At 40.7% G+C, this 22,399-nt stretch carries 22 protein-coding genes and 1 pseudogene; 6 read left to right on the top strand and 17 right to left on the bottom strand.

What is annotated here, in order from left to right; genetic code table 11:
- Positions 1–111: 111 nt before the first annotated feature.
- From bamB to A923_RS22370, 11 genes are all read right to left on the bottom strand, one after another.
- Complete coding sequence (gene bamB / locus A923_RS0118990; protein ID WP_017223280.1) at positions 112–1,302, bottom strand: outer membrane protein assembly factor BamB; 1,191 nt, start codon at positions 1,300–1,302, stop codon at positions 112–114.
- Positions 1,292–1,963, bottom strand: a complete 672-nt coding sequence (locus A923_RS0118985; protein WP_017223279.1) for a YfgM family protein — start codon at positions 1,961–1,963, stop codon at positions 1,292–1,294. The genes bamB and A923_RS0118985 overlap by 11 nt, the downstream gene beginning before the upstream one ends.
- Before the next feature lie 50 nt (positions 1,964–2,013).
- The gene (gene hisS / locus A923_RS0118980; RefSeq protein WP_017223278.1) at positions 2,014–3,294 is read right to left on the bottom strand and encodes a histidine--tRNA ligase; all 1,281 of its coding nucleotides are present in this window, start codon (positions 3,292–3,294) and stop codon (positions 2,014–2,016) included.
- A 124-nt stretch (positions 3,295–3,418) separates the two neighbouring features.
- The gene (gene ispG / locus A923_RS0118975) at positions 3,419–4,537 is read right to left on the bottom strand and encodes a flavodoxin-dependent (E)-4-hydroxy-3-methylbut-2-enyl-diphosphate synthase (RefSeq protein ID WP_017223277.1); all 1,119 of its coding nucleotides are present in this window, start codon (positions 4,535–4,537) and stop codon (positions 3,419–3,421) included.
- Between the two features lie 16 nt (positions 4,538–4,553).
- Positions 4,554–5,492 (bottom strand): RodZ domain-containing protein, encoded by a 939-nt coding sequence (locus A923_RS0118970; RefSeq protein WP_017223276.1) that lies wholly within the window; start codon positions 5,490–5,492, stop codon positions 4,554–4,556.
- On the bottom strand, positions 5,482–6,252 hold the full coding sequence (pilW, locus tag A923_RS0118965) for a type IV pilus biogenesis/stability protein PilW (RefSeq protein WP_017223275.1): 771 nt from the start codon (positions 6,250–6,252) through the stop codon (positions 5,482–5,484). Before pilW ends, A923_RS0118970 begins: the two co-directional genes overlap by 11 nt.
- Positions 6,253–6,277: 25 nt before the next feature.
- The gene (gene rlmN, locus A923_RS0118960) at positions 6,278–7,393 is read right to left on the bottom strand and encodes a dual-specificity RNA methyltransferase RlmN (RefSeq protein WP_017223274.1); all 1,116 of its coding nucleotides are present in this window, start codon (positions 7,391–7,393) and stop codon (positions 6,278–6,280) included.
- 400 nt (positions 7,394–7,793) lie between these two features.
- Positions 7,794–8,219, bottom strand: coding sequence for a nucleoside-diphosphate kinase (gene ndk, locus A923_RS0118955; protein WP_017223273.1), 426 nt, complete (start codon positions 8,217–8,219; stop codon positions 7,794–7,796).
- A gap of 224 nt (positions 8,220–8,443) precedes the next feature.
- Entirely contained in the window at positions 8,444–9,781 is a 1,338-nt protein-coding gene (locus tag A923_RS0118950) for a TIGR03503 family protein (RefSeq protein WP_017223272.1), read from the bottom strand.
- A gap of 18 nt (positions 9,782–9,799) precedes the next feature.
- The gene (gene dnaQ, locus A923_RS0118945; protein ID WP_017223271.1) at positions 9,800–10,537 is read right to left on the bottom strand and encodes a DNA polymerase III subunit epsilon; all 738 of its coding nucleotides are present in this window, start codon (positions 10,535–10,537) and stop codon (positions 9,800–9,802) included.
- Positions 10,538–10,628: 91 nt separating this feature from the next.
- The gene (locus A923_RS22370; RefSeq protein WP_237716245.1) at positions 10,629–11,378 is read right to left on the bottom strand and encodes a class I SAM-dependent methyltransferase; all 750 of its coding nucleotides are present in this window, start codon (positions 11,376–11,378) and stop codon (positions 10,629–10,631) included.
- 65 nt (positions 11,379–11,443) lie between these two features.
- On the opposite strand from A923_RS22370, the gene gloB reads away from it, so the two are divergent.
- Together gloB and A923_RS0118930 are read left to right on the top strand one after the other, a co-directional pair.
- A complete protein-coding gene (gene gloB, locus A923_RS0118935) occupies positions 11,444–12,220 on the top strand; it encodes a hydroxyacylglutathione hydrolase (protein ID WP_017223269.1) in 777 nt (258 codons plus the stop codon).
- Between the two features lie 94 nt (positions 12,221–12,314).
- Complete coding sequence (locus tag A923_RS0118930) at positions 12,315–13,919, top strand: LysM peptidoglycan-binding domain-containing protein (RefSeq protein ID WP_017223268.1); 1,605 nt, start codon at positions 12,315–12,317, stop codon at positions 13,917–13,919.
- A gap of 204 nt (positions 13,920–14,123) precedes the next feature.
- Here A923_RS0118930 and A923_RS0118925 read toward each other — a convergent pair whose 3' ends face one another.
- Positions 14,124–14,675 carry a chalcone isomerase family protein gene (locus tag A923_RS0118925; protein ID WP_017223267.1) on the bottom strand — a complete coding sequence of 184 codons (552 nt, stop codon included), beginning with the start codon at positions 14,673–14,675 and terminating at the stop codon, positions 14,124–14,126.
- 196 nt (positions 14,676–14,871) lie between these two features.
- A complete protein-coding gene (locus A923_RS0118920) occupies positions 14,872–16,287 on the bottom strand; it encodes an alanine/glycine:cation symporter family protein (RefSeq protein WP_017223266.1) in 1,416 nt (471 codons plus the stop codon).
- Between the two features lie 320 nt (positions 16,288–16,607).
- Here A923_RS0118920 and A923_RS22810 point away from each other — a divergent pair, with 320 nt between their 5' ends.
- Positions 16,608–16,775 (top strand): DUF3545 family protein, encoded by a 168-nt coding sequence (locus A923_RS22810; RefSeq protein ID WP_017223265.1) that lies wholly within the window; start codon positions 16,608–16,610, stop codon positions 16,773–16,775.
- A gap of 92 nt (positions 16,776–16,867) precedes the next feature.
- On the opposite strand, the gene A923_RS0118910 is transcribed toward A923_RS22810, so the two are convergent.
- Together A923_RS0118910 and ung are read right to left on the bottom strand one after the other, a co-directional pair.
- Positions 16,868–17,449 carry a hemerythrin domain-containing protein gene (locus A923_RS0118910; RefSeq protein WP_017223264.1) on the bottom strand — a complete coding sequence of 194 codons (582 nt, stop codon included), beginning with the start codon at positions 17,447–17,449 and terminating at the stop codon, positions 16,868–16,870.
- Between the two features lie 133 nt (positions 17,450–17,582).
- A pseudogene (gene ung / locus A923_RS0118905) lies at positions 17,583–18,269 on the bottom strand (uracil-DNA glycosylase); the annotation flags it as partial.
- 115 nt (positions 18,270–18,384) lie between these two features.
- Here ung and nfo point away from each other — a divergent pair.
- Together nfo and A923_RS0118895 are read left to right on the top strand one after the other, a co-directional pair.
- Positions 18,385–19,236 (top strand): deoxyribonuclease IV, encoded by an 852-nt coding sequence (nfo, locus tag A923_RS0118900; RefSeq protein ID WP_017223262.1) that lies wholly within the window; start codon positions 18,385–18,387, stop codon positions 19,234–19,236.
- A 113-nt stretch (positions 19,237–19,349) separates the two neighbouring features.
- Entirely contained in the window at positions 19,350–20,093 is a 744-nt protein-coding gene (locus tag A923_RS0118895; protein WP_017223261.1) for a methylenetetrahydrofolate reductase, read from the top strand.
- 47 nt (positions 20,094–20,140) lie between these two features.
- Here A923_RS0118895 and A923_RS0118890 read toward each other — a convergent pair whose 3' ends face one another.
- Entirely contained in the window at positions 20,141–20,608 is a 468-nt protein-coding gene (locus tag A923_RS0118890) for a phasin family protein (protein ID WP_017223260.1), read from the bottom strand.
- A gap of 171 nt (positions 20,609–20,779) precedes the next feature.
- On the bottom strand, positions 20,780–21,454 hold the full coding sequence (locus A923_RS0118885; RefSeq protein WP_017223259.1) for an alpha/beta hydrolase: 675 nt from the start codon (positions 21,452–21,454) through the stop codon (positions 20,780–20,782).
- 394 nt (positions 21,455–21,848) lie between these two features.
- Between A923_RS0118885 and A923_RS0118880 the strand changes: the two genes are divergently transcribed.
- Positions 21,849–22,292 carry a DUF3010 family protein gene (locus tag A923_RS0118880; protein WP_026006361.1) on the top strand — a complete coding sequence of 148 codons (444 nt, stop codon included), beginning with the start codon at positions 21,849–21,851 and terminating at the stop codon, positions 22,290–22,292.
- The last annotated feature ends 107 nt before the right edge of the window (positions 22,293–22,399 follow it).

The following is a 22,399-nucleotide window of genomic DNA, read 5'->3' as shown; positions in this document are numbered from 1 at the left end:
AGTTAACCTCAGCCTCAATACGGCTCTAGTAAAATAAAGTCACTTATTTAAAAGGACAAAATGCGCCTCTCGGCGCAATAAAATTAGTTTGATGGTATTCTATCTAATCAGTTAAATTGGTTTCTTTACAGCAACCAAGTCACCACTGCGACTTTGAACATAGAGATATTCATCTGAATTCAACGCTTTAGAAAATAGTCCATCACTATCAATTAACTGTTGTGCTACTAACTTGCCAGTCTTACGATCTAGCCAGTGCAAGTAGCCTTCTTTGTCTCCGACAACAATATTGTCGCCTGAAACAACCGGTGCTGTTACACCCCGCAATGCTAAACGATTCTGTGACCATAAGGTCAAACCATTACGACGGTCTATTGCATGAATACGACCTTCGGTATCGGTTAAGAATAGTTCAAAACCAGCAACGGTAAGATCTTTTACTGACGCATAAGCACGCTTCCAAAGTACCTTACCAGAACGCAATTCAACAGCCATTAGCTCACCGTTAAACGCAGACGTATAAACATCTGTGCCACGTGCTACCGCTTGGCCATTCACATCAACTAAACGGTCAATGTCATTCGCGCCTTTTGGCTTTGCAACACTTACTTCCCAGATCAATCGACCATTAGCAATAAATACTGCCGCTAGTTTACCATCACTGCGACCATAAATCGCTGCTCCATTGGTGGTGATTGGTGAATTATTACCACGTAATGTCAAAGCAGGTAGTTCTGAGCTTTGGATCCAACGTTGTTCACCCGTCTGAACGTCAAAACCAACAAGACTACCACTGCCCGTTTGGATAATAACCAGACCTTCATCAACCACAGGACTCGCGATCACTTCGCCGTCAGTTTCAATCTGCCAGATCACTTCACCAGTTTTATCGTTTAATGCAAATAATACTGCATTTTCACTACCAACGAACACCATGCCGTAACCAGCGGCAATGCCACCAGAAAGTAATGCATTATCACTGTCATCAAAACGGTTAAAGACTGCTTGATCCGCTAAATCTTGTTGCCAAATAACGTCACCAGAAATAGGATCTAAGGCTTTAACGATACCAGCGCGACTCGCAGCAAAAAGTTGATCATTTGCAAGCAAAGTTCGAGTCTGTGAGTAATACTCACCAACACCAGAACCGATGCTCTTACGCCATTCTACTTCAGGCGTAAATTTAGCTTGGATAACAGGCAGTGGAGAATACACGTCCTCGTCATCACTAAATAAAGAGCAACCTTGTAAAAATACTGAAAGCACCGCAGCTGTTGTAATTACTTTCAGCTTATTGGCCATTCAACTCACCCGCGATTTCAGCATCAAGATCATCTGCAACGTCGACAATAGCAAGGTCATCAAGCTTCAGTTGTAATAACTGCGTATTAGCACCAACACCAGCAAGTGCGGTTTCATATGCACTACGCGCGGCATTTAAATCACCTTGTTGCACATAGATATCACCTTTAACTTCAGCCGTTTTACTTGCAAAGGTATCTAACGTTACTTTCTCTAATGTTGCCAGTGCAGCATCAAAGTTTTGTAGTTGTGCTTGAACACGCGCTAAACGAATATTCGCAATTGGTAAGATACTCGCTTGGTTGCTGTTTTTAGCTACCCAGCTAAGTTGTTTTTCAGCTTCAGCAAAATCTTGTTTTTTAACTGCTTCAGCAGCAAGTTGTAATGCTGTTAATGTTGCGTAAGCATTGCCGCTGTTGGCATCAATAAACGTTTGAGTTGTCGCTTTCGCTGCAAGTCCATTTTCAGATAATTCAGTTACAACAGTATCATAAGCAGCTGACAGCTCTTCTTGTCCTGTTAACTGGCTCGCGTTGTAATAACGAAAACCCACTAAGCCAGCAAGGCCTAGTACAGTACCAAAAATAACTGCACTACCATTGGATTTCCACCATGATTTCAGCGCTTCAACTTGTTGTTCTTCAGTAGCGTAACCTTCCACGTCTCACCCTTAATTTTTATACACAATTAAACCGTAATAATTACTTGTTATTATTTGTTTAATAGCGTTGTTAATAGATTCACTAACTCAGTTACTGCGATAGTCTGTTGCTCTGTTTTACCAGTCAGATCTTTCACTGTCACTTGTTTGTTTTCGATTTCGTCGCCACCCAAAATAAGTGCAATTTTAGCGCCATTTTGGTCTGCACGTTTAAGTTGTTTCTTAAAATTACCGCCGCCGTTATGCATCATCACTTTCGCTGATGGCATTTGGTCGCGTAACTGTTCCGCTAATAACATACCGTGAACATCAGCGCCTTCGCCTAATGCCGCGATATAAACATCAACAGCACCAGCAATATCAGCAGTTAACTCTAATGTTTCTAATAATAATACTAAACGTTCAATACCCAGTGCAAAACCAACTGCCGGTGTTGCTTTGCCACCCAGTTGTTCAACTAAGCCATCATAACGACCGCCGCCACACACAGTACCTTGCGCGCCTAAGCTTTCTGTTACCCACTCAAATACAGTGTAATTGTAATAATCCAGGCCGCGAACTAAACGATCATTCACTTGGTATTTAACGCCCGCAATATCTAATATCTTACATAGACCGCTAAAATGCGCTTTAGTTTCTTCACCATAATAATCAGTAAGACTTGGTGCATCAGCCAATAACGCTTGTACGCTCGGATTTTTGCTATCAAGTACACGCAACGGGTTAGTGTACATACGACGTTGACTTTCTTCATCAAGTTCGTCTTTAAAGCCTTCCAAAAACGCAATGAGTGCTTCTTTGTGGGCGATACGTTCTTCAGAAGAACCCAGTGAGTTCAGCTGTAATGTCACGTGTTGATCGATACCAAGTAATTTCCACAGACGCGCTGTTAATAAAATAACTTCTGCATCGGTGTCCGCGCCTTTCAGACCAAAAATTTCTACACCAAATTGGTGGAATTGACGGTAACGACCTTTTTGTGGACGCTCGTGACGGAACATCGGACCGATATACCACATACGGCGCTCTTGGTTGTAAAGCAAACCATTTTGAATACCAGCACGTACTGTTGATGCAGTGCCTTCAGGACGTAATGTAAGGCTATCACCGTTACGGTCTTCAAACGTGTACATTTCTTTTTCAACAACGTCTGTCACTTCACCAATCGCACGCTTAAATAAATGCGTAGATTCAACGATTGGCATACGAATTTCAGAGTAGCCATAGGCTGCAACAGTATCACGTAATACTGATTCTACTTTTTGCCATACCGGCGTTTGTTCTGGTAAGCAATCATTCATGCCACGAATTGCTTGGATAGGTTTAGCCACGGTCACTCTCGAAAATTAAAAAAGACATATAACCCCAGATTATAAGGAGTTTCTACGTCGAGGTAAAATATTCAAAGGTGTTAGTCGGATATTTATCCTCATTTCAACACCTTTATGGGTAAAATTACGCTTTTGCGTCAGTTACGATGATATTTTCAGGATCCATCATCGCTGCTTTTGCGCGAATTTTAGCCTCAAGCTGATCAATCATATCGTTATTATCAAAGCGTTCTTTCTGACGTTTGCCATCAAGGTAGTAACCGCTCTTATTGCTGCCGCCCGTCACACCGATTTGAGCCGCTTCCGCTTCACCCGGTCCATTGACCACACAACCGATGATAGACACATCCATTGGGATAATAATGTCTTCTAAACGTTCTTCTAATGCATTCACGGTACTGATCACATCAAACTCTTGACGTGAACAAGTCGGACAAGCAATAAAGTTAATACCACGGCTACGAATACGTAATGATTTTAGAATATCAAAACCAACGCGAATTTCTTCAACCGGATCAGCAGCTAATGAAATACGTATGGTATCACCGATACCTTCAGCAAGCAGCATGCCTAAACCAACAGCAGACTTAACCGCACCACTTCTGAAACCACCGGCTTCAGTAATACCTAAATGCAGAGGCTGTTCGATCAGTTTCGCCAACTGACGATAAGATTCTACCGCCAGAAATACATCCGATGCTTTAACACTGACTTTAAACTGATCAAAGTTCAAACGCTGTAGAATATCAACGTGACGCATTGCTGATTCAACTAATGCAGCCGGAGTAGGCTCGCCATATTTCTCTTGGATCTCACGCTCTAATGAACCACCGTTTACACCGATACGGATCGGAATATTCATGTCTTTTGCACAATCAACCACAGAACGAATACGACTTTCGTTACCAATATTACCTGGATTGATACGTAAGCAATCTACGCCGTACTCTGCCACTTTAAGGGCAATACGGTAGTCGAAATGAATATCAGCCACGAGCGGCACGTTCACTTGTTGTTTAATTAGTTTAAATGCTTCTGCCGCATCCATCGTCGGCACAGACACACGCACAATATCAGCACCAACTGCTTCTAATGCTTGGATCTGTGCAACGGTTGCAGCCACATCCGTCGTCAACGTATTTGTCATTGACTGTACTGCAATCGGTGCATTTCCACCGACGGGCACGTTGCCAACCATAATCTGTTTCGATTGGCGGCGAATAATTGGGCTTTCCTGATGCATATTTATAACTCGTTAATTAAGCTTCAAAAGGTAATTTAAATTTAGCAAGACGACCTTGTTTAAAGGTTGATAAATCTACTGGCTCACCGGCATAACTCAGTGTTACTTGCTCTGGAGCGCCGAGTTTGATTGATAATGGTGCTAAACCTTGTAATTCAATTGTCTGACCGGCTTTTCTAACACCTGTCGATAATGTTTTGCCGCTACTATCTTTAACTTGTATCCAGCAATCACCCGCGAATGTCAGTACCAATGACTGAGCAACAATAGCGGGTTTATTATTAACGGTATTCGTAATAACGGGACTAGCCACGGCAGGTTGTGTTACCACAAGCGGCTGTTCTGGCTTTACAGCAAGCGTTTCCGTTACCGAGGTTGGCTCGATAACAACTTGCTCAGGGCTAACAAGTATAGGGGTTGATTCTTCACTTGTAATAACAACGTCACTCGCAACCGTAGAGTCAGGCGCGACGGCGACTTGTGTTGCGATAGGCTCTGGCACGACAACATCAACATCATCGCCACGTAATCCCCAAATTAAAAATACGATCAGCATAAAACCAATAATACCGTAACTGACCAGCATTAAACGGTTATCGTGCGCTTCTAATTTAGTTCGACGGGAAAAGCTCTGTAATTCAGCTTGTTGCTCGCATACCACATTCTGGCAATCATACGCAGCAATCACTTCGTCTTCGGATATTTTAAGAAAGCGAGCATAGCAACGAATGTAGCCACGCATGAATGTCGGTGAGATATGCTTATCACAAACACTTTGTTCAATATTGTTAATAACAGAGAGCTTAAGGTGAATATTATTACTGACCTCTTGCACACTGATACCGGATGCAATACGCGCATCTTGCAATATTTGGCCTGCAGTCACCACGTCGATATTGTCCTGCAATTCAGCAGTTTTATCGGGATCTTTTAAGGTTTCTAAATCAATAGTCATTTGATATATATTTTTGTGTTTGGAAAGCTAATGGGAATTGGGCTAATAATTGGCGACTATAAACTTCGGCAACGGCCGATTCTTGCTGTTTGTCGGCAATTTTAAAACCCAACCAAAGACTGCGTGCGGTTGCCTTACTGACTGATTCATACTTTATTAATTGTTGTTTGGCGACTGCAAAGTCGGCCAATGTATAACTTAACTCAGCAATAGATAACCGTACGTCTAAGTTTTGCGGTGCATACGCGAGAGATGATTGTAAATAGGTGAGCGCTTGTGTCTTATCACCGTTTTCAAGCGCGCATCGACCCGCATTTTCATAACTATTCGCAATCTGATTATAACTCGGTGACGCGATCGCAGCTAAAAATTCAGTTTCAGCTTCATCGTATCGCGCAACGCCACACAGGAACACCCCAAAATTATTGTGTATATTACCATCATCAGGGGCAAGGTCGAGTGCATACAAATAGGCGGTCTCGGCTTGCGAATGCTCTTTTACCTTCTGATAGTAATAGGCATAAGCTAAGTAAATATCGGCATTGTCAGGTGCATAACTAACGGCTCTATCAAGATTTATTTTCGCTTCTTGATACTTTTCAATTTCAATGTACTTTAACGCTAAGGTTAAACGGCTTCGGGCCGCGGACATCTTATCAACCGAGTTTTCACTTAAACCAGCGCTGGTTTCAATGTAACTTTGTGTGCTACATCCAGCCAGCGCGACTACCATCAATCCTACTACAGCAAAACTTTTCATGCCTAAATCCATCTAGTCAAAAGTATTAGTCACTCATCTTGACTGAAATCTCTTCACCTTGCATCCGTTTTTTTAATGTTCTCTTCGTTCTGTCGATTACATCACCCGCTAATTGACCACAAGCAGCGTCAATATCGTCACCACGCGTTTTACGAATCGTCACGGTATTTGGATACGTCATCAACACTTTATTAAAGCGATCGATACGGCTATTACTTGGCTTGCCATAACCACTACCTGGGAATGGGTTGAATGGGATCAAGTTAATTTTACACGGCGTATCTTTTAATAATGCCGCTAATTCATGTGCTTGGTCAGTCGAATCATTTACATGATCAAGTAACACATACTCTATGGTTACTTTCTGACGATTAGCATTTGATTTGCTGATGTAGCTCTTAACAGAGGCTAATAACGTTTCAATATTGTACTTTTTATTGATTGGTACAAGCTCGTTACGTAGTTCATCATTTGACGCGTGTAATGATACCGCTAATGCAACATCGATTAAGTCACCTAATTTATCGAGTGCAGGTACAACACCAGATGTAGAGACTGTTACACGACGTTTTGATAGACCAAAACCGTAATCATCTAACATCAAGTTTAATGCTGGCACTAAGTTTGTCATGTTAAGGAGTGGTTCACCCATACCCATCATCACAACGTTAGTGATTGCACGTTTCTTATTATTAAAGCCGATAACTTGCGTTGCACGCCATACTTGACCAATAATTTCTGATACTCGTAAATTACGGTTAAAACCTTGCTGCGCAGTCGAGCAGAATGTACATTCAAGTGCACAACCTACTTGTGACGATACACAAAGTGTTGCACGGTCACCATCAGGAATATAAACCGTTTCATATTCTTGACCATCAACTTTTAATGCCCACTTGATCGTACCATCTTCACTGCGCTGCTCTTGGCTGATTTCAGGTGCTTGAATAACCGTTTCACGTAATAATTTTTCACGTAATTTTTTATTCAAGTTAGTCATTTCATTAATGTCATCACAGCCTTCATGATAGATCCATTTCATCACTTGATCGGCACGGAATGGTTTTTCACCAATGTCAGCAAAATATTGGCGCATCGCTTTGCGATCTAAGTCTAATAGATTAATTTTTTTATTACTCATGAAGTGAGCCTCTATAATGTATTTTATTCGGTTTGAAACAATTTAAGACTCAATTTTAAACAATATTTTAAGAATACCGGGATAAAAAAGACGATGCTAAAATTGAGGTTTCAGGGCGCGGGATTGTACAAAGTTTAACGCCCAGACGCTAGCGCATTAGCCGAATTAAACAAAATAATTTATTAAGCGTTATTCCCCACAATAAGGAATCGGCAACAAGAACAAACAATTAAGGCTAAATATCGTATTTAAGCAGGGTGTGTAGCCATGTGGGTTAATAACAAATAGAAGAGTAATAGAGGAATAAAGAGATACATAAATAGAAAGTAATGATAAAACCGGGCAGTAAATCAATCGCGTATCACTACACCACTGCTTTACAACCCGTTACGCTAGTTGATTAGCGTGGGCATACTTCGTTTTCAGTAAAGAAGTAAGCTATTTCACGTGCAGCAGATTCTTCACTATCAGAACCGTGTACCGCATTAAAACGCATGCTCTCAGCATAGTCACAACGTAACGTACCCGCAGCGGCATTTTCAGGGTTAGTCGCACCCATTAATTCACGGTAGAAAGTGATCGCATTTTCACCTTCTAATACTTGCACCATGATAGGACCAGAAGTCATAAATTCCATCAACGGTTCGAAGAATACTTTACCTTCGTGCTCAGCATAAAAACCTTCAGCCTGTTCACGCGTAAGATGAAGCATTTTTGCTGCAACAACACTTAAACCAGCAGATTCTATACGTGAGTAAATAGCACCAATTAGATTTTTTCTTACTGCATCTGGCTTAACAATAGAAAAAGTGCGTTGAATCGCCATAATTTTTAACCTTAATTTGAGAAGTTGACTATTTAAACCTGACCATCGGATATGAAGGTCAGTCAGATAACCTTTAAAAATAAAGGTTATCTTAATTAACATCGACTTTAATTGCATTACAATTTTTAAACAAGTATTAATCGCAAAACAGTAATTAAATAATCCGGAATGCGAGCCCTATACAGCACAAACACCACACATGACTTAATTGTTTAAATATCAAACTATTTATCTAATGAATTAAGGTCTAAATCTGTCATCTTATTTGACCCATCACCGCTGTCTAATGGCATCGATGAAGTGATATCACCATCTATTTGGTTTGATATTACTTTTTCAAATTTACGTTTTTGCCAAAACTTAATAGCAAATAATGCGGCCACCGCTAAAACCAGTAAAGCGAGTAAGCTACCAACAACCCATAATACTAAATTCCAGTCACTCTCGGTATCTTCTAATAACGTCATGCTGGTTTCTGTCGTCTCAGCTTGAGAAACGATTGCTGCTGGAATCAATGCACTATCAATAACAATCGGCTTTGGAATCACAAATGCTTCTGGCGGCAAGTTAATAATGATTTCACGCCCTGCTTGGGTGGTAGCAAATAACATCAAGTCAATGCTATAACTATCAATGTCGCCAGGTCGTTCAAAAGTATGAATTTGCTCTACCATATCCGCTTCACCATAGATGATAAAGTCAGTACTTTGACCGCGATTAACCGATAGCAAACGTCCTTTAATCACGATACTCTCGGGTTTTAATTCATCAGTATCGTAAGTCAGTTTTAACTGTGGGTCTTCACCCACCAGCAACGGCAGCATCTGCGTTTTGATTGGTTTAGGAAAGAGGATAACGTCTTGGTTAAAACTGCGGGCAAAAGCGTGGTTTTTTACCGCAACTTCAAATTTATATTTACCGGTTTCTAAATCAAGTTGTAAAAACGCGGTGAAAAGACCATCTTCAGGTATTTCATCATAAGACACGCCTTTATCATTAAATTTAGCTAGTTCTTGAGAAGTAAAATTAAAATTTTCATCTTCACTGCGATTATAACCATAAGCGGTCATAATCAATTCTGCATCACGTAAATAGCTTGCCGTTAAGCGGTCTTGCGAATGTAACAATTCGCCACTGACTTTCAAACGTTCGCCACTGTATAATTGAATCGGTAAGCGATTAACTTGCAATTCGATGTCAGACAACAATTGAATACGGTTATCACCACGTATTTTACCAATGGCTTGCCAAGGCCCAGCCATCGGTTCTTCAATGGTGATGATGTCGTACTCCTCACCTTCAATCCAATGAACTTTGTCTGATTTATCCCAAATATAGACTTTACTGCCATCCGGACGTACTAAAATAACCGCTTTAGAAAAACGTTCACGCGCAATAATAAACGTAATTTGCTCAATGCCATGATCAACTCGAAAGCGATTATCCAACAACTTGATATCACTGGTCTGATAAATATTCGCTTGATCAACACTTTTAGCTGATGCAAAGGTACTAACGCTAACGGCACCAATAAGTGCCAATAACAACCAAATATTACGCATGCGTTTCCTTGTTTTTATTTAGTGTACTTGCCACAACGGATTACCGACGATGCCAAGTCGTTCATCATGTGCTTTCAATTCATCATCTGTTGCGTGCACCACTTTCAATGGCGCGCGGCTTGCTGCAACTCGGCGCACACCACTACCTTGTCCATGCGCGCTATCTTGCGATAAATTCAGTTTAGTTTGGCCACCTGTCATATACAGATAAACGTCTGCCAAGATCTCCGCATCCAGTAACGCGCCATGCAGGGTACGATGAGTATTATCAATACCGTAACGATTACAGAGTGCGTCTAAGTTATTTCGTTTACCCGGAAAAAGTTTCTTCGCGATAGCTAATGTATCGGTCACTTTACAAATTTCTTTAGTTGCTGGTAGGCCTTTATTTAACAACCTAAATTCATGATCAATAAAGCTAGTATCAAACGAGGCGTTGTGGGCGACGAGTTCTGCACCATCAATGAAGGCAATAAACTCGTTAGCAATACTTGAGAAGCTAGGCTTATCTTGTAAAAACGCATCGGTAATACCGTGTACCGCGATCGCCTCTGGATCAACCAAACGATCAGGCTTGATATAAACATGGTAAGTACGACCCGTTGGGCGGCGATTGATTAATTCAATACAACCAATCTCAATCACTCGGTGACCAACATGAATGCCACCCGCGCCATCATTCATACCCGTTGTTTCGGTATCAAAAACGATTACACGACCAGCGCCCTGCATTAACTCTACATTGTCTAAAGACATAAATTTCACCACTTCAATTAAACTGTCGCTATTCTAATATGAATTAGCCTGTGATTCACCTGATAACATAGCTAAATCAGATCAAGTCAAACTAAGAAGGCTTATGCGGCAATTTTTGGGTGGCGCCCGTGGGTATAAAACGGCGTTTAGCATGGCGCACTTGCCACCAATTCTTGACCGGTGATATTGGCGCTCGGCGTTTGCGAGCCACAATAAAGTAGACCGATGAAAAAGAAGGGAAATGCATTTGGCCGAGACTTTCAGACCACCAGGTTAATGGCTTCTTGCCGAGGAAAGTCGTAAAGGCAAAACGGTCATCTTGAATAACTTCAAACCCCAATAATTCTAACCAATCTTTAATCCGCGCAGGGGTAAACATTCTCCCCGACCAAGGTGGGTGATTACGCTTGACCCCAAATAATTTCACTAAGCCACACAGTGACAGCGGATTATAACCACTTAGAATCAAGTAACCATCCGCGGTTAATACCCGCTCTACCTCGCGTAATACTTGGTGAGGGTCGGCAGAAAAATCCAATGATTGCGTCAAGATACAGGCATCAATACAGTTTTCCTGAAAAGGCAGATGAGCAGGATCAATAAACAGCCCGCCCATACCTAACTCTGACGTTGCTGTGACCTGATGTTGTATACTGCTGCCAAAACAATTAAGCTCACCACTTAACGAGCCTAATTTTAGTAGATGATAACCAAATATTTTGGGGCACCAGACATCAAGACGATCCTGAATCTGGCTAGCAAGCCACGCTCCCATTGGCAGATCATTCCAAGAATGGGGAATTGTTATCTCATGTTGATGCTGTGCAGGTTTTATTAACACGACAATATCCGCTAAAATTTTGTTTTATATATAATTAAAGATAATCCCATAAAGAGATCGATGCAATGCTTGAAGTCATTTCTATACCAACATTTAACGACAATTATGTCTGGTTGATCAAAAATACTGAAAATAATCACTGCTGTATCGTAGATCCCGGCCAAGCCGACGCTGTATTACAAGTCATTGACCAGCAGCATTTAATCCTTGATGCGATTTTAATTACCCATCACCACTTTGACCATATCGATGGTATTAGTGACATTCTTAACGCAACGTCGCATCCCGTGCAAGTATATTCATCAATCGCTATCGATGTCGATGCACCCGTGACCTTAGTCACTGAAAATAGCCAGTTAAGCTTACTTAATGATAGTTTAGCATTAACCGTCATGGCGACTCCGGGACACAAGCGCGAGCATGTTGTTTACTACAACCAAACGATGTTGTTCTCTGGTGATACGTTATTCTCTGGTGGTTGTGGTCGGACCCTAGATGGTAGCGCAGCAGAGCTGTTCGCGTCATTACAACGCATTAAAGCCTTAGATGAAAATATTTTAGTCTACCCCGCCCACGAATATACCCAAGCAAATTTAATGTTTTGCTATGCCGTAGAACCACAAAACAAAGTGCTCAAAAAACATATTGAACATACTGCAAAACTGCGTCAACGCGGATTACCAACCGTACCAAACAGTCTCAAAAACGAAAAGGAAATCAATGTTTTCTTACGTACTGACGAAGCCACGGTCAGTATGGCGATGGAACATAAGCTGCTTGATATCCTGACCAGCGAACAAGCGGTATTCACTGCATTAAGAGCCTGGAAAGACCATTTTTAACACAAAAAACACGCTAAACGGCATAAACGATAAGCTTGCTTTGTCGGTTATTGCCGATTAGCATAGCCCTGTTTTTCACTAACATAAGATGTATATGAAATTTAAATTATCCATTCCGGTATTGATATTACTGACCGGGTGTCAAATGACGCCTGAAGATCGCAGTAACGATGTGCAAACAACTATAACGCCTGTCGTGGCCCCTTCTGCACAAGCCAGCAATAAAGACAGCGGTTTAGATAGTGCAACTGAAGAAAAAATTGCCAAACTCATTGTCGCCGAAGACGTTACTGTCGAGCCAATTGATAATGTTTGGGTTCGCATTGCAGAACAAATGACCATTCCGATTCCGGATAATGCGCGCATTGCCAAGCACCGTAAGTGGTTTTTGGAGCACCCGCAGCATTTAATCACGGTATCGAAACGCGCCGAACCCTTTTTATATCTTATTGTTGAAGAACTCGAACGTCGTAACTTACCATTAGAACTCGCGCTACTGCCCGTCGTAGAGAGTGCCTTTGACCCCTTTGCTTACTCACATGGCAGTGCATCGGGTATGTGGCAGTTTGTACCCGGCACAGCAACCCAGTACGGTCTAGAGCAAAACTGGTGGTACGATGGTCGTCGTGACGTACTCGCATCAACAAGTGCTGCGCTTACCTATATGGAATACCTCAGCCGTCGTTTCGATGGAGACTGGTTACAGGCCCTTGCTTCTTATAATTCAGGTCAAGGTCGCGTTGGTCGTTCGATTAAGCGTAACAAAAAAGCGGGCTTAGCCACAGATTTCTGGTCATTGTCCCTACCGACAGAAACAGAAGCATACGTACCGAAATTATTAGCACTTGCAGACATTTTACAAAATGCTGAAAAATATAACCTGACGCTACCTGTGATTGATAACGAACCTGCGATTCAGCAAGTTGACGTTGACAGTCAAATTGATTTAGCGCTTGCTGCCGACTTAGCAGGCATGGACGTGGCTGAACTACAGCGTCTTAATCCCGGTTTTAACCAATGGGCAACAGCACCTGATGGACCACATACATTATTAATTCCGAATGAAAAAGTAGAAAAGTTTGAAGCTGCATTAGCCAAAACAGACGCGAAAGGCCGTTTAAACTGGGTACGTTATAAAGTTAAATCAGGCGATAGCCTAGGTGAAATAGCCCAGAACTATAATACCTCAAGCAAGATCATTGCCTCGGTGAATAATCTAGACAGCAGCATGATCAAGATTGGCCAAGCGTTATTGATCCCAATGGCGGCTAAAGATCTCGATTATTATAAATTTAGTGAATCATCGCGTATCACCCGCCGTCAGGATAAACCTGCAGGTCGTTTCAAAGTTGTCCATAAAGTACAGTCAGGTGATAACTTATGGGACATTTCACGTGCCTACAAAGTTAATTATAAAAGCCTAGCAAAATGGAACAATATCGCGCCTAAAGACGCTTTGAAGATCAATCAAAAATTGGTTGTGTGGCAAGGTAAGAAAAAAGGCAGTGCTAACGGTAAAGGCATTATGCGTAACATCACCTACAAGGTCCGCCAAGGTGATTCGCTTGCACGTATTGCCGATAAGTTTAACGTGAAGGTAAAAGACGTTGTAAGATGGAATGGACTGGCTAATCAGAAGTATATTCAACCAGGACAAGCACTACGTCTTTATGTTGATGTCACTAAGGTGAATACCTAACGAGTCATTCAACGCCGAGCTATGCCTAACTATACCAATCAAAACTTAGTCATGGCGGCTAAATAATCCAAGCATAAAAAATGGCTTACGCTAAGATTTCACTCTTAACCGTAAGCCATTTTGTTATTACATTGTCATGTTCAATGACAATGTAAACTGTAGCGTCAACTTCAGCGTCAACTTCAGCGTAAATCTTAGCGTAAATTAAAGACCAAGCATATCTTCTTTCAGGTCATCATCTGCTGGTTTGTCGCCTAACCAAATAGCCAATACCGCTTGACGGAAAATATCGTTATTAATCGTCGATAATTTTTCATTATTTTTATACGTTATCAAGCCTTTGCCTGGCGTGCTCACTAGCGTAAATTGGTCGCCTTTGGCAATCTCTGCACTAAACACGCCAATAAACTCAGCGATTTCAGCTGAGATAGGGGCTGTATTACCCGCCGTAGCGCCGTCAAAACCGTCATTGATAGCCGAGATCATTTTCTCAGAAGTAATAAGACCAGAGATGATATTAAGACGAATAGCGCTTACATCTTGGCTTTTGATTACATCTTTATCCGCTGCTTGTGTGAAAAGCGAACCAACATACAGATCAATAAAGAACTTACTACGAACACCTGCCCCTTGATAATTAAGTGATGTGCCTTCAACAGATACATTATCTGGTACTGATACGCCAGACACTTCCTGTGCAGCATTAACAGAGAAACTTAATAGCATTGCAGAAGCGAGAGTTGCTAATTTATTCATGACTTGATCCTATATGAGTCGATATGAAAAGCCAATTTAACCACAAAGAGGATAGAGCTAAAACTCTAACCTTTAGGATTAAACAAATTTAATACAATTTCATTACCCCATAATTAATACCTAATAAAAAAGCCACTCATTGTAAAATGAGTGGCTTTTATAATTTTAAAACGCTAATTTAATCTGTAATTACACACTACTTTTTAAATTTAGAGTTCCAAATTTCACTGTTAATGATTTTATCAATTTCAGGGTATTCAGCACTATCAAATGTCGGCGTCTTACCAGCATCTAATTGCTTGTTGTAATCTTTCGCTATAATGATAACAAACTTAGATAACATCAAGATAGCAATGATATTGACCAGCGCCATGAGGCCCATTGATGCATCCGCCATATTCCAAATCAGATCTGATTTAGCAACCGCACCAAACATAACCATACCTAATACCGCTGCACGGAAGATCCAGACCATTACTTTCGAATCGCGATTCAAGAATAAAATACTGGTTTCTGCGTATGAGTAGTTCGCTACAATTGACGTAAATGCAAAGAATAGAATGGCAATAGCCACGAAAGTACTACCCCAATCACCCACATGAGATGACAATGCATGCTGGGTTAATTCGATACCACCAATACCTGATGTATCACCCAGATCAGACAGTAGAATAATAGATGCTGTCGCTGTACAGATAACGATAGTATCAATGAACACACCTAACATCTGTACATAACCTTGAGATGCTGGGTGGTTAGGGAATGGAGCCGCACTTGCCGCAGCATTTGGTGCACTACCCATACCCGCTTCATTCGAGAACAAACCACGTTTAATACCTTGCATCATAGCAACACCAAGTGCGCCACCAGCAGCTTCATCTAAGCCGAATGCTGATTTAATGATTAATTCAAATACCGCAGGTAACTCTGAAAAGTTCATTGCCACAACAACAAAAGCAATCAGGATATAAGCCAATGCCATGAATGGCACTACGATTTCAGCAAATGCACCAATCACACGTAGACCACCAAAGATGATCACACTCGTGAATACCACTAATACAATACCAACAATCGTTTTATCAAAACCAAACGCGTTATTCATAGAGTTAGCAATCGCATCAGACTGCACGGCATTAAATACTAAACCAAATGCAACGATTAGACAGATTGAAAATACAACGCCCATCCAACGACGGCCTAAGCCTTTTTCCATGTAGTAAGCGGGGCCACCACGGAAATTACCATCTGCATCTTTGGTTTTAAATAATTGTGCTAATGAACTTTCAGCAAAGCTCGTCGCCATACCGATAACAGCAATTAGCCACATCCAGAATACAGCGCCTGGACCACCAGCAGTAATTGCAACTGCAACACCTGCAAGGTTACCCGTACCAACACGCGCAGCTAAACTTGTACATAATGCTTGAAATGATGAGACACCTTCATTGCTGCTTTTACGGCTACCAGCAAGAACAGAGAACATGTGAGTAAAGTGGCGGAACTGAATAAAACCTAATTTAAAGGTAAAATACAGACCGGTACCGATAAGTAAATAAATCAGTACTGAGCCCCATAACAGCCCATTTATAAAGTCGATAGTTTCCGTCATATTGTCCTTTCCACACTCTTATTAAAGTCCATAGATGGCAGTAAAAATAACACCACCATCTAAACAAGGCGCGAAATATAACATAAAAAACCAATAAATTGTTAATAAACAGGTGTTAAAATTATCGAACTCGCAATCCCTACCCTAATTAGATACATATATGTCAAATCTACACGGCATTCTTTAGATAAACTATTTTATACTTTTTTCATTCTAGGTCTTTTTCCGTGATCTGCCACTCAAATCCACAGTAAAATATGACAGTCGGCATTAAAAAAATGCTATAGAGGGTAGGTAACTATCATTACAAAGGTGATCCCATGGAAGGAATAAATCAAGTGTCGATAGAAAATACAAAAAAAGAAGCTAAATCAGCGTCAAAACGAAAATGGCGTGAGATTGAAGCGATTAAAGATAAGCTTAATTTAGAAAAGGAAATGGACGGTTATAACGATCCTTTAAGTTACTACTCTGATCTTATCGCTTAATAAAAAAGCCGCATGTCATCATGCGGCTTTTTTTTATTCATAAGAACGTCTGTAGGATAATTCCTTTACCAGACCATGCTCTTAAATCACAACTAAACTAAGCACAACTCTTCGTCAATATCATGCATAAATCCGGCATCAATAATACGTTGTTTAAGTCGATCGTATACCTCATTAAACACCGCCAATGTTTTTATATCTTGTACATCACCATTCTTCCACAAATGCTCAATCTGACACCAGTCATCCGGCGTGAATTTCTCTGCCATTAACGGCATAACAACATTGTTTTCATATTGAATATGGCTGCGTTGTTTATCAACAAAGCTTCTTAATTGTCTCGCGAATTCATCGAATGGCATCACAGAGTCAAGTTGGATCATATTCAAAGCACTTGAAAGTTCACGACTCAGGAAATTCAGACTTTGATGCTCCGATGCTAAACGATTCGGCATGCTCGCATCTTCGACATAGTTTTCGAGGTAATATGAATAGATCAAGTCTTCTTTAGGGTGATGGTAACGGTCAATATAATTACGTAGATAATGAACAATATCATCCATCAATTTAAAATTAACACCCTGCTGCTCAGATTCGAGTTCCGCTAACTGCTCAGTTAATACATTTAACAGTAACTCTACTTGTTCATGATCTTTAGTAATGAGAGATAACATATAAACTCCAATTTGAAATTATCTGCCTCCATGATATACCCATATAGTATTAGTTTCTTTGATCCGCTTCACTATTTATTTATCTATTTACCACTTCACACTGACCTACCAATATAAGCTATAAAGGTAATATTTAGACTAGCGTCTCAACAGCGCTGACTTGCCAATTGATCGGCGTTTGTTGGCGAGCTTGTAAACGCTGGTTAATAGCAGAGAAATGCTGGCTACCGAAGAAACCACGACTAGCAGATAATGGTGATGGGTGCACGCCCTCTAAAACATGATGGCGACTGCGATCAATATGGCGGCCCTTTTTCTTGGCATGATTACCCCATAGGACAAAAATGATTTCTTCATCTTGCTGGTTTAACTGTTCAATCACATGATCAGTGAACGTCTCCCAACCCGATTTAGCATGGGAATGAGCTTGCGCTTGTTCAACAGTTAACACGGTATTTAACATTAAAATACCTTGTTGCGCCCACTCAATTAAATAACCGTGGTCAGGTGTGGCAAAACCGTCGATATCGGTTGTCAGTTCTTTATACATATTACGCAGCGAAGGCGGGATCTTAATACCGGGTAATACCGAAAAACACAAACCGTGGGCTTGATCTGGTCCGTGATAAGGGTCTTGCCCTAAAATGACCACTTTGACATCTTTTAACGGGGTTAATGAAAATGCTTGAAATACATCGTCTTGTTTAGGATAAACCACTTTTCCAGCCGCTCTTTCTGCAGCAATAAAATTATCTAGCGCTAAGTAATACGGTTGCTGTTGCTCATGCAACAAAAATTCTGCCCAAGTTTTCATTAATAATTCCCAAAGATTAGCATTGCCAAAAAACTAATTTTATCGTAAAAAGTCTCCTTTAAAACTGTTTTGTCACTAAATTGACTAAAAATGCGGAATACCTAAAACAATGGAGCAAAAAATGACTAAATTTATTGGCGCGCACGTGTCTGCAGCAGGTGGCGTATGGAATGCCCCTAAAAACGCGCATGATTTAGGGGCCACTGCATTTGCTCTATTTACCAAAAACCAACGTCGCTGGGATGCAAAAGCGCTGAGCCCGGATGATATCCGTAAGTTTAAAGCCAATTGTAAACGCTACAATTTTACCGCCGCGCAGATTTTGCCTCACGATTCTTATTTAATTAACCTTGGCCACCCTGAAACTGAAGCCTTAGAGAAATCGCGCAATGCCTTTTATGATGAAATGCACCGTTGCGAACAGCTCGGTTTAACCTTGCTGAACTTCCATCCTGGTAGCCACTTAAAAAAGATATCGGAATCAGAAAGTTTAAAACGCGTCGCCGAATCGATTAACCTCGCACTCGAAAAATCAACGTCAGTCAAAGCCGTTATCGAAAACACCGCAGGCCAAGGTACTAACTTAGGTTACCGTTTTGAGCATCTCGCCGAGATCATTGAACAAGTAGAAGATAAGAGCCGTGTGGGTGTATGTATTGATACTTGCCACACCTTTGTCGCCGGATATGACTTACGTACCTTTGCAGCGTGTGAGCAAACCTTTAATGATTTTGAACGTATTGTCGGCTTTGAATACCTTGCAGGTATGCACATTAATGACAGTAAAGTTGCGCTAGGCACAAAAGTTGATCGCCATCACAGCTTAGGCCAAGGTTTTATTGGTGAAGAAGCCTTCAAATTTATCATGCAGGATGAACGCTTTAATGGTATACCTATGGTATTGGAAACAATAGATGATACTATTTGGGCCGCTGAAATTGCTTGGTTACAGCAGTTAGCCGCAAATAAATAAGAAATAGTTATACAAACTATATCAATGATTGGAAAAGCCCAAACACGCGGAGTCGAGTTTGGGTATTAAAAGGATTATCAACCAGGACTGTTGATAACAAAAAGGGATGTAATTTGAAATACTCAATAGAGCTTGTACCCCGTTCATGGGAAACCTTAAATACTGAAGTCGAAGAAGTTAGCCAGTTTGGTCAAATAAATACGCTGAATATTCCAGACTTACTGCGCTTTGATGTCCGTAGTTGGGATGCTTGCGATCGCTTACAAGACAAGTTTGATGAAGTTATTCCCCACCTACGCGCTATCGACTTTGATCTGCGAAACGGTTTTCCATTAACGGATTTTTTCCGTCACAGTAAAATCAATTCAGTGCTTGTCGTCGAAGGTGATCCACCGCAGGATATTTCGCACCGAACTTATCGTAATACCTCATGTGAACTCATTCGTATTATCAAAAAAGAACTGCCATATATGAAGGTTTACGCGGCGATCGATCAATATCGAACCAGCATGCGTAAAGAGCTCGATTATATTCACGATAAAATCGATGCTGGTGTGGATGGATTTTTCACACAACCATTTTTTGATTTGAAATTTCTCGATGTATATATGGATATGCTGCAGGGTACGGAAGTATTTTGGGGGATGAGTCCGATTCATAGCGAAACGAGTCAATCATATTGGGAAAACAAAAATGATGTGGTTTTTCCAAGTGATTTCGAACCAACAAAAGAGTGGAATATTAAGTTTGGCCGCGCCATGATTAAAAAGGTGCAAGCCAGAGATGATAATGTCTATTTTATGCCTATCAGAGCCAATGCCAGTGAATATCTGGGAAAATTACTCGCCGAAGATTAATCTTACCACGGCCAGTATTTAATGAAACAAACCACTTCAGAGCCCCTCTAAGTGGTTTGTTTTTTATCTGCTAGTTCTGCGAGTAAAGCATCAAGTTTATCGTTCAACTGCGTCAGCTTATCACTTTCAACGCCCGTTAATTTTGCATAAGTTCGCTGAATCAATTTTTCTAAACCATGCAAGGATATATGCTCCCCCGTGGTATGCAATTTAAAAGCACTATCGACTTTCTCACCTTGCAGCAACAGATCTTCAAAATACATTGACGATTTTTCACCCGCCGTATTAAGCTCATCAACGCTATGGCTATATGCCCCCAGTCCGGCCAACCAAATCTGTCTGACAAAATTCATTTTAGTGGCAAGCGTGACTTCAATATTTTCGCTATCTTGATTAGATTGACTCTCTTTAAGCAATTCCATATCTGGATTATGAATGTCATTAATCGCAACAAAGTTATCAATTAACACATTATTATTAACATCACTTGAGTTACGGTTTTCATTCTGACGCATCGTTCAATCTTATCAATAATACTAGGAACTTTAAGCATAGATGTAATCGTCACAAATGGATCACTATACCCTTGAAAACCCCTGTCATTGTGATCTTGATAACAAAAAAATCACAGCATAAACTACCGAGATCTATTCAACCTCGGTAGTTTAAGATACGACAAATTAGCGCTAGCTTGTGGTATTAATCGCTAAAAACTGCTGTATATGTTGTGATATATCATTTATCTGCTGTGCGGTAACCGTATGCTCTGCAGCGTAGCGATGATACTGCGGTTGATAACCGAGCGTTTCTAAATATGTCATCGCATTTAACCCAAGCGATTCAGCCACAACAGGATCCGCACTACCATGATAAATATGGACCGGTAACGCCAGATTCTGCGAATGTGGCTTAATGGTTTTAGCCGTTGCGAAATAACTCGACATCACCATGAGCCCAGCTAATGGCTTGGTAAAAGTTAACGCGCTTTGATAAGCCACCGCACCGCCTTGAGAAAAACCAGCAACAACGATCCGTTGACTATCAATACCTCGATCAATCTCACGCTGGATCAGTTTTTGTACCTGTTCAACGCTTGCCATTAAACCTGACATATCAATTTTACGCTCTAATGTCATCGCCAAAATGTCATACCAAGCTGGCATTTTGTAACCATTATTAATCGTGACGTTTATTTCAGGGGCATGCGGGAAAACATAACGCACTTGATGCTCGCTAGATAATGCGATCATTGGCACCACGCCAGCAAAATCATGGCCATTGGCACCCAATCCGTGTAACCAAATAACACTCGCGTTTGCAGCCTGTTTAGGTTCAATTTCAACACAAGGTAAATATGTCATTCTGTTTCCTTACAATTAAGTTGTTTATATACCCAAACTACTTCTAAATGCACAATCAGCAAACCGAAAGAAGAGGATATTCAAGGCGTGAAGTCGAGGATTTAGTTATTCTTAATCAAGACTTCATAACGCAGAAGATACCTTCATTCGTTTTGCCCAGCGGGAGGCGAGCAGGAATAACAGCACAGCGTTACAATATTTTAAAATGGAATAACCATTCTCTACATATTGTGCCTTGTCCTGATATCCCTGCTCGTCTCTGATACAGCATTTTGAAGTAGCTTGGGTATAGGATACTATCGTATAAATTCACAACGAAACAACGATAACCATGTTAACTGACAACAAAGTGGTTATAATAGCGAAGTTATCTTTATTTATGGTGAGTTATTTAATGAGAATTTGTAGTGTTGAACTAGCAGGCAATGAAGTAAATCTATGTTTCCTATCTTTAAAAGACGGAATGTTTGAGCTTATTGAATGTCGAAAAAGAAAAATTACCTTAGCAAGTTCAACTGAAGCGTATCAGATGCGTCAGTTTCATAAAGAATTTGCCCAGTTAATGACAGATTATAAAATTGACAATGTAGTGATCAAAGAACGTCTGACAAAAGGCAAGTTTAGTGGTAGCTCAACAAGCTTTAAAGCTGAAGCGGCAATCCAACTTGTAACTAGCGTTGAAGTGAACATGGTTTCACAAACGTTCTACAAGCAATTAGTACAAGATCACCCGATCTTTGTTGATTTTGCTGAAACGGGTCTGAAAAAATTCCAACAGAATGCATTCACACTTGGTTGCCTATTCTTAAATGAAAACGCAGCAAAAAACAGCCTTTAATTACAACTCGTTGTAAAAACAAAAAGCTGCAGCAGACTACATTTTTTAGTCTGCTTTTTTTTGCCTTATTTTTCTTACTTTGTCTTACTTAAGTTAACTTAGTAAAT

The sequence above is a fragment of the Moritella dasanensis ArB 0140 genome (genome assembly GCF_000276805.1).
GTDB classification, from domain to species: domain Bacteria; phylum Pseudomonadota; class Gammaproteobacteria; order Enterobacterales; family Moritellaceae; genus Moritella; species Moritella dasanensis.
This window is presented reverse-complemented; position numbering and strand designations above follow the sequence as displayed.